The organism is uncultured Parabacteroides sp., from assembly GCF_902493135.1.
Classification (GTDB): Bacteria; Bacteroidota; Bacteroidia; order Bacteroidales; family Tannerellaceae; genus Parabacteroides.
The window spans coordinates 1-13,433 of record NZ_CABUOD010000025.1 but is presented as its reverse complement, the minus strand read 5'-3'; the positions used below and the strand labels follow the sequence as shown (position 1 = coordinate 13,433).

At 43.7% G+C, this 13,433-nt stretch carries 8 protein-coding genes; 7 read left to right on the top strand and 1 reads right to left on the bottom strand.

Annotation, left to right across the window (positions count from 1 at the left end):
* The first annotated feature begins 23 nt into the window (after positions 1-23).
* Both RDN79_RS12075 and RDN79_RS12070 read left to right on the top strand, forming a co-directional pair.
* On the top strand, positions 24-2,018 hold the full coding sequence (locus RDN79_RS12075; RefSeq protein ID WP_298549609.1) for a glycoside hydrolase family 97 protein: 1,995 nt from the start codon (positions 24-26) through the stop codon (positions 2,016-2,018).
* Entirely contained in the window at positions 1,957-3,156 is a 1,200-nt protein-coding gene (locus RDN79_RS12070) for a glycoside hydrolase family 97 catalytic domain-containing protein (RefSeq protein ID WP_298549607.1), read from the top strand. The genes RDN79_RS12075 and RDN79_RS12070 overlap by 62 nt, the downstream gene beginning before the upstream one ends.
* Here RDN79_RS12070 and RDN79_RS12065 read toward each other — a convergent pair.
* Entirely contained in the window at positions 3,127-3,720 is a 594-nt protein-coding gene (locus RDN79_RS12065) for an RNA polymerase sigma-70 factor (protein ID WP_298549680.1), read from the bottom strand. The two genes, RDN79_RS12070 and RDN79_RS12065, sit on opposite strands and share 30 nt — an antisense overlap.
* 134 nt (positions 3,721-3,854) lie before the next feature.
* On the opposite strand from RDN79_RS12065, the gene RDN79_RS12060 reads away from it, so the two are divergent.
* From RDN79_RS12060 to RDN79_RS12040, 5 genes are all read left to right on the top strand, one after another.
* Positions 3,855-4,880 (top strand): FecR family protein, encoded by a 1,026-nt coding sequence (locus RDN79_RS12060; RefSeq protein WP_298549605.1) that lies wholly within the window; start codon positions 3,855-3,857, stop codon positions 4,878-4,880.
* 234 nt (positions 4,881-5,114) lie between these two features.
* Entirely contained in the window at positions 5,115-8,381 is a 3,267-nt protein-coding gene (locus RDN79_RS12055; RefSeq protein WP_298549603.1) for a TonB-dependent receptor, read from the top strand.
* A 5-nt stretch (positions 8,382-8,386) separates the two neighbouring features.
* Positions 8,387-10,018: a RagB/SusD family nutrient uptake outer membrane protein gene (locus tag RDN79_RS12050; RefSeq protein WP_298549601.1), complete on the top strand. Its 1,632-nt coding sequence runs from the start codon at positions 8,387-8,389 to the stop codon at positions 10,016-10,018.
* 61 nt (positions 10,019-10,079) lie between these two features.
* On the top strand, positions 10,080-12,629 hold the full coding sequence (locus tag RDN79_RS12045) for a GH116 family glycosyl-hydrolase (protein WP_298549598.1): 2,550 nt from the start codon (positions 10,080-10,082) through the stop codon (positions 12,627-12,629).
* Positions 12,630-12,633: 4 nt separating this feature from the next.
* Positions 12,634-13,200, top strand: a complete 567-nt coding sequence (locus RDN79_RS12040; RefSeq protein WP_298549596.1) for a hypothetical protein — start codon at positions 12,634-12,636, stop codon at positions 13,198-13,200.
* Positions 13,201-13,433: the final 233 nt, after the last annotated feature.

The window sequence follows — 13,433 nt, the reverse complement described above, 5'->3', positions numbered from 1 at the left end:
ATTAATACCTACAAAAACATATTATGAATACAAGATTTGTGACATTAGTTTTGCTGCTGTTCGTTTGGCTGGAGGGGGGCGGCGTTTGGGCTCAATCCGAACTTTATCAGGTTTTCTCTCCCGACAAAAAGTTGGTGATGGCTATTCAGCGACATGACGACGGTTTGTTGACCTACACTTTTGCAGCCGATAGAGAAATATTGATCAAAGAATCTCCGCTGGGTTTCAAATTGGAATCACAGGAGACGGTTCCTTCTTCCGGTTGGAAAATAGAGAAAGTATCCGACCGGAAAGTACGGGATGAATGGAAACCGCTCTGGGGAAAACGGGCTGTGGTCGAAGATCATTTCAATGAATTGGTGATCGGTTTGGTGAATCCGGCCGGGCAACCGGAGCGGATGCAGTTGGTGGTCCGTGGATATAATGACGGCTTTGCGTTCTGTTATAAAATACCGGATGGCGAAGGACCGCGTGTAAATGTGCAGTCCGAATTGACGGCCTATCACTTTGCCGGAGATTATACGGCATGGTTCTATAATGGCGAGAATCATAATATAGGACCCGAAAAGTTGACCGAAACAGATGGAACCCGTTTGCCGGTGATGACGGTGAAGGCGGGTGATAGACATTATATGGCGATCCATGAAGCCTGCCTGGAAACGGGAGCGCCTCTTGTCTTACAATCCAAAGGGGGAGAATCGCTCTTCTCGGTCGCTTCCAAGCCGGCCGGTCTGTCGCCGGGATATACTTCAGCCTGGCGCGTCGTTATGTATGGGGCGACGCCTGGCGCGTTGACTGATTCCCATTTGTTGGAGTTGCTGAATCCGGACCCCGATCCTCGCTATGACTTTTCGTGGGTAAAACCGGGATTGGCTGTCTGGGACTGGCGTATCAACGGGGCTGTGTGGGATGGATTTACATATGGAATGTCATATCCTTCTTGGGTGCGGATGGTCGATTTTGCCGCCGAGCAAGGTTTTAAATACCTGGTGCTGGATGCCAATTGGTACGGGCCGGAATTCGAATCGGATTCCGATCCGGTAGAAGGGGAAAAAGCGCAGGATGTGCAACGGCTGTTGAAATATGGAAAAGAGAAAGGTGTCGGAATCTGGCTTTATCTGAATGATGTCGGAGGCCGGAAATATCCGATAGAAAAGACCTTGAAACAGTATGGCGATTGGGGAGCAGCCGGGGTTAAATACGGTTTTATGAGCGGAACGCAGGAAGAAAAGAACCAATGGACGAAAAAGATCACGGAGCTTTGCGCTCAAAATCACTTGTTGGTCGATTTCCATGACGGTCCGGTTCATCCATACGGACAGATGCGTACCTGGCCGAACGCCGTGACACGCGAATATTGCCATGCCCAATTGGACGGACATCATGTGTTCGAGCCTAAAACATTTGTGACAACCGTTTTCGTCAATATGGTTGCCGGTTCGGTCGATATGAACAACGGGATGTTCGATCTTCGCCAAGGGCATACGACACGTGTGGACGAGAGCCAGCCGGTTCCTTCCACACTGGTGTCGGAAGCTGCCCGTACGCTGATTGCTTTTTCTGGCGTGACTATTTTGCCGGATATTCCGGAATACTACCGGAAGTACCCGGCTTTGTTGAACTTCCTGTCTGCCCAGAAGATGCCGTGGAAAGAGAGCCGTACCCTGGCCGGTGAAATCGGGGAGTATATCGTGATGATGCGTGAAACGGAGGATGCTTACTTAGTCGGTGCGGCCACGAATGAGTCCGGAAGGACGATTGATCTGCCTCTTTCTTTCTTGGAAAAAGGGAAATATACTGTTGAAGTCATCGAAGACGGCGACGATGCCCACTATCTGACAAACCGGGAAAGCTTGAAAGTTACGACCCGGCAACTGACAAACAATGATAAACTGGCATTGAAATTGGCTCCGGGCGGTGGCGCGTGTCTTGTTATTAAGAAAACTCCGTCCATGCGTGTTGGTGAGCAAGCGGCTTTTCCGCTTGTCAGCCCTTCCGGGAAAATTGGTCGAAAATAATTACTTCGTCCTTAACCTGAATGAACCTAATCAGATAGCGAATACCAGCTGGATCAAGCCTGGACAGGTGATTCGTGAAGTTACGTTGACAACGGCAGGCAGTATGGCTTGTGTTGATTTTGCAGCAGAAAACAATATTGCTTATGTGCTGTTTGATGCCGGTTGGTATGGGGCGGAGGAGGATGTAAAGTCGGACGCGACCACTGTTACGGTCGATCCGGCCCGTTCAAAAGGTCCGCTCGATCTGCCTGAGGTAATAGAATATGCCAATTCAAAAGGAGTTGGCATACTGGTCTATGTGAATAAAAAAGCGTTGCATCAGCAATTGGATGAAATCCTGCCTTTATATAAGAAATGGGGGATCAAAGGTGTAAAATATGGTTTTGTGAATGTGGGCGACCAGTACGCTACGGCGTGGTTGCATCAGGCAGTGCGCAAAGCGGCCAAATATGAATTGATGGTGGATATCCACGACGAGTATCGTCCGACGGGCTATTCACGCACGTATCCGAATTTACTGACTCAGGAAGGTATCCGCGGTGACGAAGAAAGTCCGTCGCTGGATCAGGCTGTCTATACATTCTATAATCGCATGATCTGTGGAGCGGGTGATTATACCAACTGTTATTTTGCGGAAAGAGTCACGGAAAAGATGGGTGGACGTGCTGCCCAATTGGCTAAATTGGTCGCTATTTACAGTCCCTGGCAGTTTGTCTATTGGTATGACCGTCCCGAAAAATCACCGAGACGGGCCGGTGGTGCAGGCTCTGTCGAATCAGTGATTAAAACAGATGCGGCAACCCGTTTTTATAATTCTATTCCGACCGTATGGGACGAAACCCGTTTTCTGGAGGGAGAAATGGGGAAATACGCTGTGGTCGCCCGCCGTTCAGGTTCCGATTGGTACGTAAGCATGTTGAATGCCGGAGACGAGAAGCAGGTCTCCTTACCTCTTGATTTTCTGAAAAACAAGAGGGATTATACCGCCACACTTTATTACCAGGCTTCCGAGAAGAAAAAGGATGTTGTCGATATCAAGAAGATCAAGTTGGACAACCGAAATGAGATAACCATCGGCCTGATCGGGAATAGCGGATGTGTGCTGCATTTACGACAGGATATTTCTGGGCAGCAATAACAGGATCAACGGCAGATAATCTTTCAGCGTTATCCGTAATTGCTTTAATGCCTGTTGTATCCGATAGTCGACGGTTTTAGGGGATACTTGCAGGACTTCGGCAATTTCTTTATAGCTTTTATTATCGAAGCGGTGCATGACGAATGCCTCCCGGTAAGCGGGGGGCAAAGCATCTACCGCTTCCCTGATCCTTTTTTGCAACTCTTCGAGTTGGTAGAAATCGGTGTCCTGTAGCATCTCCTGCATATTTTCGTAGAAAAGGGTATCGGCTCTTAGTTGGGATTGATGGCGGACAATCAGGTTGATGGCGCGATGATAGACCGCTTTGAACAGATATTGGCTAAGTGACGTTTCGAAGATTTGCCTTTCCCGGTTTTCCCATAACCACAGCATCACATCCTGCACGACCTCCTCGGCATCTTTCAATTCTACAAACTTTGTCGCATAAGCACAGAGCATCGGATAGTATCTCCTGAACAAGACACCATAGGCTTTTAGATCTCCATGTTGCATGGCTGAAAGTAAAAAGCGTTCTTCTGTGGTTTGTAGTTTCTCTCCTTCCATATATCTGTTCACAAAGATAAGAAACTGTTTTGACTTTTGTATGGTAGCAAAAAAATATTGAAAAAAGATGGTTTTTCGTTTAGGAATCCGTTCGACTTCTCTTGTCTAATAGGTAAACAAGGATAAATATACACATGGAAACACCGAATACAGATATAATAGAATACCTTCTGCCCCGCTATTGTTCCGGCGAAGCGACAGTCGAGGAATGCCGGCGGGTCGAGGAATGGATAAAGCAATCGGATGAAAATTACCGGGTTGCCAAGCAGGTCCATACGCTTTATCTGGCCACGGATACGATGCAGGTATTGTCGAAAGTGGATACGGAAAAAGCATTGTCTTCTGTTTGTCAAAAGATGAGCAAAGACAGTGTTCGTCCTAAAGTAACCCTGGTTACTTGGCTGCAACGTGTTGCAGCCATCCTGTTTATGCCTCTGTTGATAGCTTTCGGCATACAGAATCTGAAACCTCGCCCGGTCGAAATAGCCCAGACGATTGAAGTAAAAACGAATCCGAGCATGACGACTACGGTTCATCTGCCGGACGGTTCTGTTGTCCATCTTAATTCGGAATCGAAACTGTCTTATCCGTCTTTCTTCGATAAGGACAAAAGAAGGGTGACTTTGCAGGGAGAGGCTTTTTTTGAAGTGCAGAAAGATCCGGAACACGGCTTTGTCATCTCTACTCCCCATGAAACGAAAATAGAGGTGTTGGGCACTTCTTTCAATGTCGAAGCATTCGAAAAAGACGCTTTTGTCTCTACTACCTTAATTGAAGGAAAGGTGCGCTTCGATTATATGAAAAACCGGCAGTCCACAGCCGTACTGATGAAACCCGGACAGAAACTGACCTATGATTCTTCTTCTTCCCGGATACAACTGACCGAAACGAATGGCGAGTCGGAAATTGCCTGGAAAGACGGAAAGATTGTTTTCCATGCGACTCCTCTGCCTGAAGCCTTGCGGATGCTGGAGAAGCGGTTTAATGTAACTTTCGTATTATCCAATGACCGTCTTAGGAGTGAAGCGTTTACCGGATCTTTCAGCCATCAACGGTTGGAGCGCATATTGGAAATCTTCAGGATATCATCCAATATCAAATGGCGTTATCTGGATACACAAGATACCATGAATGAAAAAACGAGAATAGAAATCTATTAAACAATCAAAGTAAACATGAAAAACAGACCTCCTTAAAGAAAAACATCCGGAAGAATATTGGCGTATTCTACCGGATGAAATGAGTTAACTTTATAACGCTTGTTTGGCGACAAGCAGTAATAAATCATTTTTTATTAAATACATCACAACAAAGTTATGCAAAAACATTTTAATACCCAACTGTTTTGGGTACCAGAGTCGCTTTGGTTTACCTTAAACAAAATTCCAAGAGTTATGAAGCTATACATCTTCTTACTATTCTGTTCGATCGGTTTGGCGCAAGCTACGAACAGTTATGCTCAAAAAGCCACTGTCAGTTTGAACATCCGGAATCAAACGGTCCAGTCGGTTTTAGACGAAATTGAAAACCAATCGGATTTTTCGTTCTTTTTCAATACGAAACATGTCGATCTGAACAGGAGGGTTTCGGTGGATGCCAATAAGAGTAATATTTTTAAGGTATTGGATAATATCTTTGCCGGCACGAATGTTCGTTATTCGGTGGTTGATAAGAAGATTATTCTTTCGGCTGAAAAGAATGATTCTTCTATTGCACAACAGAAACAAAAAACTGTGACAGGTAAGGTGAAAGATCAGAATAGAGATCCTGTAATTGGTGCCAATGTATCCATAAAAGGAACTACCAATGGTACGATTACTGATATTGACGGTAATTTCAGCTTGGAAAATATATCGGATAATGACATTATTGTCATTTCATACATCGGTTATACTCCACAAGAAATCAGAGCCGGAAAACAAACCAGTCTGAAAGTCATTCTAAAAGAAGATACACAGGCTATCGATGAAGTTGTCGTTGTCGGATTCGGTACACAAAAGAAAGTAAACCTGACCGGATCGATCGGAACTGTTAAAGCAGACGAGGTTTTAAAATCCCGCCCTGTAACGAATGTACAAGAGTTGCTGGCCGGATCTGTACCGGGCATGGTAGTCACTAAAGGAAGTGGTGCAGCCGGTTCAGGGGCAAACATCAATATTCGTGGAACATCTACTATCGGCAATAGCTCCGGTGTACTGGTGCTTATCGATGGTATACCCGGTAATATTTATACGTTGAATCCTAATGATATAGAAAGTGTATCCATTTTGAAGGATGCTGCTTCGGCAGCTATCTACGGTTCACGTGCTGCCAACGGTGTTATTTTGGTAACAACCAAGGGTGCGAAAGCGACAGAACGTCCTACCGTTGAATTTTCAAGTAATATCGGTATACAAAATCCACAGTTTAAACTCGATTTCGTAGGTGCTGAAGATTTTATGCGCTTGTATGACCAAGCCATGATAAACGACGGAAAACAGGCTGTCTACGGTGAACAAGGTATCCAGGATTTACATGCGGGCAAATATGTCGATAACAAATGGTATAAAGAAATCTACAAGAAGAATACCGTTATCAACAATACCCATGTAGCACTGTCCGGAAAAGAAAAATCAATCTCTTACCGTTTCTCTATCTCTAATGACTATCAAGACGGCAACTTACCGAATAACAATTATAATCGATTGATATTCAAACCGGATATGCGTTTTCAGGTTTTAAAGAACTTGGAAGCCCGTGCCAGTCTGCAATATACACAAACCAATATCAAGAATCCGAATGGCGGAACAACAATCTGGCAGACACAAGCAGCACGTATCTCTCCGGTTACTCCTATCTATAATGCAGACGGTTCTTATGCTACAGGTGGTGCCATGGGGGGGAATCCCATTGCCGGTGTCAATGAATCGGGATATTCCAAAGAAAGACATAAAGAGATGATGGCTATTTTCGATGTCAGCTATTCTCCGTTAAAAGATTGGAATATCAAAGGTAATATTGCAACTTACTCCCATAATACGACATACAAGGACCGTAAGAATACTTACTATCTGTATGACAATGATGGGAATATTGCAAAAACCGAGAATCAGGTTTCTTCTTTGAAAGAAACAAATACTTACAATTTCCGTACGCAATTACAGTTCACAAGCGACTATTCATTCAAAATTGCAGCGGATCACAATTTTAAAGTATTGGCCGGTTATTCACAGGAATATTACAAATCCGACGGTTTCTGGGCTTCTCGTGACAAACTGCCGTTTGTCGGCATAGACGTATTGAACACCGGTAGCGACAACAAACAGAACGGCAGTGCCGATGGCAATGGCAATGAATATAGTAATGATGTAGCCGTACAATCCTGGTTCGGCCGTCTAAATTATGATTATCAGGGTAAATATCTGTTTGAAGCCAGTTTGCGTGCTGACGGTTCCTCTCGTTTTGCCAAAGGACACCGCTGGGGTGTATTCCCTTCTTTTTCAGGAGGCTGGAATATACATCGTGAAGCTTTTATGATGCCTGCAAGCAATTGGTTGTCAGAATTAAAGGTGAGAGCTTCCTGGGGTATATTGGGAGATGCGGAAAAGGTTGGTTATTATCCGACTGCACAGATTTTATCTTACGATCCTAAAATCTACGCTTGCAACGACAAACTGGTAGGTGGTGCCTATAATAATATAGCCGTAAACCCCAACATCACTTGGGAAGAGTCTAAATATACAAACTTCGGTTTAGATTTCGGAGTATTGGATCAGCGTATTAAATTGTCTGCCGACTATTTTATCAATCTGAGAGACAATATTCTATATCGTCCGCCCGTACCAAGCGAGTTCGGTTTGAATGCACCTTATTCAAATCTGTTGAAGATGAAGAACCAAGGTATGGATATACTGGCCAGTTATCAGGATTCGAAGGGTGATTTCCGTTGGGGTGTCGATGTAAACCTTAGTTATTCTAAAAATAAAGTGCTGGAAATGGGGGATTCGGAAAGATGGATTGAAGACAACAATAAAGTAACTTATCTGAATGACCGCTATCAGTTGCCATACGGATATGAGGCTATCGGCTTGTTTCAAAGCGAAGAAGAAATTGCCGGCTCACCCGATCAGGGAAATGTGTTACCTGGTAACATCAAGTTCAAAGATCAAAATGGCGACAATGTAATTGACGAAAAAGATCGTGTCGTGCTAAACCGCAAGACTCCTGTAAACTTCGGTATGAATCTTTCGTTCGGCTATAAAGATTTCGACTTCTCCATGAATATGTACGGAAAGCTGAACTTCAAAAAATATCTTCAAGGTTATGAAGGATGGGCTTTCTACCTGACAGACAACGCACGTCCTATGCACTTGGATGCATGGAGTGAAACAAACAGGGATGCTTCCTACCCGCGTTTGACTTTGTCGAACACAGCCAATGATTACGATTCCAGATACAACAGTTTCTGGTTACGTACAGCCGATTATCTGAAAATACAAAATATACAGATCGGTTATACAATTCCGAAAAGCGCATTGGAACGTGTCAATATTCAATACTTGAGATTGTATCTTTCCGGACAGAACCTGGCAACCATCACCGGTTACGACGGTTTCGACCCGGAAGGCGGCTGGTATCCACTGGCAAGAACATTCTCATTCGGTTTTAATCTTCAATTTTAAGAATCATGAAAAAATATAGTTTAGCTTTTTTATTAGTTTCAGCACTCACATTGGGGAGTTGTTCAGATTTTCTGGATCGTGATCCTCTTTCACAAGCATCCGAAAATACGTTCTGGCAAACAGAAGCAGATGCTTTGGCCGGAGTAAACGCTTTATATCCGTTATTGCCAAACTCACGCGATTTCTGGAGAGATTGCCAAAGCGACAACTCATTGATGACAAATGCTTGGGGAGAAAGTGGTTTAGGATATATTTGCCAAGGAGCCCACAATGCCGGTACCGGTTATCTGAAAGAAGAATGGAAATACGATCATATCCGCAGAATATTGTATTTTCTGGATCGCTTGGAAGGTATGAATATAGATGAAACCAAAAAGCAGCAGTATGAAGGAGAGGCTCGCTTTATCCTGGCTCTGCGCTACTACCGCATGACACGTCATTTCGGTGACATACCTTTAATCAAGGAAAAACCGATCGACCTGGAGGAAGCAGCACTGCCACGTTCACCTAAGCAGGAAGTTTTGGATTACGCACTGGAAAATATCAACAAAGCAATCGAATATCTGCCGGAAACTTATTCGGGCGACAACATCGGTCGCATCACCAAGGGAGCTGCCCTCACATTAAAAGCGGATATGTATTTGGATATGGCCAGCTATGCCAAATTTCACAACGGACAAGACGCAACCGATTTATGGAAAGAAGCGGCCAATGCAGCCAAGCAGGTTATAGATTTAAACCTGTACGGCCTGGAAGACGATTTCGCGTATATTTTCAAAGCTGAATCCAATAATAACAATAAAGAAGTTATATTGGCCTACCAGTACAAAGAAAATGAAATCACTCACATGTTACCAATCCTGGCTTCTCCGGCCGGAACAGGGATAACCGGACAGGGATGGGCCAGCTTCTGCCCGACTCGCCAGTTAGTAGATTCATACGAAATGACGGATGGAAAGAGTATTTATGAGTCAGATGCTTATGACAAGAATAACCCTTGGGAAAACAGAGATGCTCGTTTAAAAAAGACTTTCTTCTTGCCAGGTTATGAATGTTTACGCCCGAATGGTTCTCACGAACCTTACATGCCTCATCCGGCTTATAACAAAGACGAAAGAATCAATCATGAAGGTGGTGGCATCACAGGCTATATGTATTTGAAATATAATGATCAGGAATTAATTAAACCGGATGCTTCATGGACTAACTTCAGCTTGTACAGATATGCGGAAGTTCTTCTGATTTATGCAGAAGCACTCAATGAATATGATCCGAACAATTCACAAATAGCATGGGCGGTCAATCAAGTACGCAAACGTGCTGAACTGCCGGGTGTAGATCAGTTAGTCGGTAATCAAGAAGCCATGCGTGAAAAGATTCGGGAAGAAAGACGGCATGAATTTGTTACCGAGCATAAACGCTATTTCGATATCCTACGTTGGAAAATTGCCGAAAAAGTATTGAACGAACCGGGATATGGTATTAATGAAGATGAAAATGCCCCTATCGGAGATTATACGGTGAAACAATTCTTAGGACAAAACCGTACTTTCGATCCTGCAAAACACTATTTGTGGCCTATTCCACAATCAGTACGAGACAATAACCCCAATTTAGGGCAAAACCCGAATTGGTAATCTAAGTGAAACTGAAAGGCCGGTTATAGATCCGGTCTTTCAAATAAACTATATTTTACACATGAATAAACTATATTTAATCGTGGTCGGAACAGTATTTTCCGGTATCATAGCGGCTCAGACCCAGGAATGGAAACCGCAACAATGGCCGGTATTAAAGAACTACGGCCAAGAACATCTTTACCAGATAGCATTGCCGTTAGGCGGCATCGGGACAGGAACCGTGTCATTGGGTGGCCGCGGAGAACTTCGGGATTGGGAAATCATGAATGTCCCGGCAAAGAAATACAGTACGGTAACAACCGGAAACAATGCTCCCTTCTTTGCAATCTATGCCAAACCGCAAAACCGGGAAGCAACCACAACCCTACTGGCCGGCCCTTTATATCCACAGGAATATCTCCATTATGAAGGACGCCCTGTCAATCATCACGGCCTTCCGCGTTTTGCCGAAGCCTCGTTCGACGCAGCCTATCCTTTCGGACAAGTCTCTTTATCAGACAAAGATTTACCCGTAAAAGTCAAAATAAAAGGTTTTAATCCATTCATTCCGGGCGATGCCGATGCCAGCGGATTGCCTGTCGCTGTCCTCTCTTATGAGGTGGCCAACACAACCGACCAACCGATGGACGTTGCCATCTGTGGTTCCATGCGCAATTTCATTGGTAAAGACGGAAGCCAATTCCGTACAGACTGGAAAGGAGATTACATTCCCATCGGAGTAAAAGACAACAAAAACAAATACATCGAAAGTAACGGAATAAAGGGAATCTACCTTTACTCGGACGGTGTAGACAAAAACGACCCGGCATGGGGAACTGTTGCCCTTACGACTCAGGCAACCGGAAAAGTAACCTATCGTACTTCATCCAAAGCCGACAGTTGGAACAACGGCATACTAAACTTCTGGGACGATTTCAGTGCAGACGGCATATTGACGGAACGGAACATACAGGAAGACGAAGACCCGATGGCTTCCCTGTCCGTAAAAAAAACAATAGCTCCTCAGAGTACGGAAACATTTACATTCTATATTACCTGGAATTTCCCGAACCGAAAAGCCTGGTCTTCTACTGTAGTCGGCAACTATTATAGCAACCAGTATCCGGATGCCTGGAGAGCCGCAGAAATGATCATCCCACAAATACCTGTACTGGAAAAGAAGACATTATCATTCGTAAATGCTTTGCTCAATACTTCTTATCCGGATGTCGTAAAAGAAGCTGCCCTGTTTAACCTTGCCACTTTACGTTCACAGACCGTATTTCGTTTGCCCAGCGGGCATATGATGGGTTGGGAAGGTGTCATGGACCGTTTCGGTTCATGTGCCGGTTCATGTACGCATGTATGGAACTATGAAGTGGCAACTCCTTATCTTTTCGGAGAACTGGCAAAAACCATGCGTGACGTAGAATTCAATTATGCCACCAAAGAAAACGGTTTGATGAACTTCAGAGCCTCTCTCCCACTCTTGGAAGCAAACAAAGGTAATAGTGCAGCAGCAGACGGACAAATGGGTTGTATCATGAAAATATACCGCGAATGGCAGCTTTCCGGAGATACTGATTTCCTGAGAAACAACTGGGAGCAGATAAAGAAAGTCCTTTCCTACGCCTGGACGGAAAAAGGATGGGACGGAAATCAGGATGGTGTCATGGAAGGTTCCCAGCATAATACCATGGACGTAGACTATTATGGTCCGAACCCTCAAATGGGCTTCTGGTATATGGGAGCATTAAAGGCTGCGGAAAAGATGGCTACAGCCATGAAAGACAAAGTCTTTGCGAAGAAATGCCATACACTGTTCGAAAAAGGAAGCAGTTGGATGGACAAAAACCTGTTCAACGGTGAATATTATGAACATAAAATCACCGATCCGAAAACATTCGGATACCTGGACATGAATGAGCCGAATGTCAAAATCCCCGCCTTCCAATTAGGTCCCGGTTGCCTGGTAGACCAGTTGGTCGGTCAATATATGTCCCATCTATGTGGATTAGGTTATTTGGGTAACAAAGAACATATCCGGACAAGCATGAACAGCATCATGAAATACAACTATGTTACGGACTTCAGCCGTCATTTCAATAATATGCGTTCCTATGTAATGGGCAATGAATCCGGACTGCTTATGGCCTCCTGGCCTAAAGGTCGCCTGGAAGTTCCATTCCCCTATTTTGCAGAAGTAATGACCGGATTCGAATACTGTGCGGCTGTAGGTATGATCTACGAAGGCATGGAAAAAGAAGCCCTCACCTGTATCCAATCCGTACGCGACCGTCACGACGGTGCTAAACGGAATCCTTTCAGCGAACCGGAATGCGGACACCATTATGCCCGTTCGATGGCAAGCTGGTCTGCTATTATCGCTTTAAGCGATTTCCAATACTCGGGTGTCGATAAAAGTATGAAAATTACAGACCGTCCTGGCAACTATTTCTGGAGTAACGGTTACGCATGGGGAACTATCCAGGTTACCGATAATGATGTAACCATCGAAGTCATCGACGGCTCACTCCAATTGAAATCGCTTACTGTCGGCAATAAAAAAGAAATGAAATTAAAACATTTTGACTTAAAGGATGGAAATAAACGAACGATAAAACGATAGAATTATGAGTAAATTTATTATATATCTTTTGTTCACTTGTTTGTTCTTATTGGAAAGTTGTATTCAAAAAGATACTGTTCAGAATCAAACGATCTGGCAAACTGTATTAAAGGAAAAACTTCCTTTATTGGGACATCGTAATTGGATTGTAGTGACAGATATGGCCTATCCGTTACAAGCAAAAAAAGGGATCACCACTTTATATGCACAAGAGTCTTATGTGGATGTTTTAAGTGCTGTGAAAAAAATGCTTGATCACTCTCCTCATGTGTATGCCCATATCTATCAAGATAAAGAATTATCGTATCTGGATGAACGTTTTTGTTTAGGAATAAATCAATTAAAAAGAGAAATAGAAGAAGTTATCCTTTCTTCAGAAATAAAAAGTATAAAACATGATCATCTTATAGCACGTTTGGATAGTATAAGTGATTTGTATGAAGTAATTGTCATCAAAACAGAACTGACAAAACCTTATACTTCTACATTTTTTGAACTTGACTGTAAATATTGGGATAATAATAAACAGACAGAACTAAACAAGAAAATCTCAAGTGCCGATACGGAATAATCTATCGGCTTGTTCTGGTCTTGTAAAGTGCGATAATTTGGAGCAGTTGACCAAGTTGCGGTAGTCGTTGTAAGTGATGAAATGGTGTCTCTATATTATCAGCTACAGATGAGAATCTATTGATTGAAGTTATAAGAGTGGAGGTAAAAGTTCCCCCTCATATTTTCGGAAAACAAAAGGAGGTGTGTCAAAACTCCTTTATCACGATCTTTAAGGCACGGATTACGCGGATT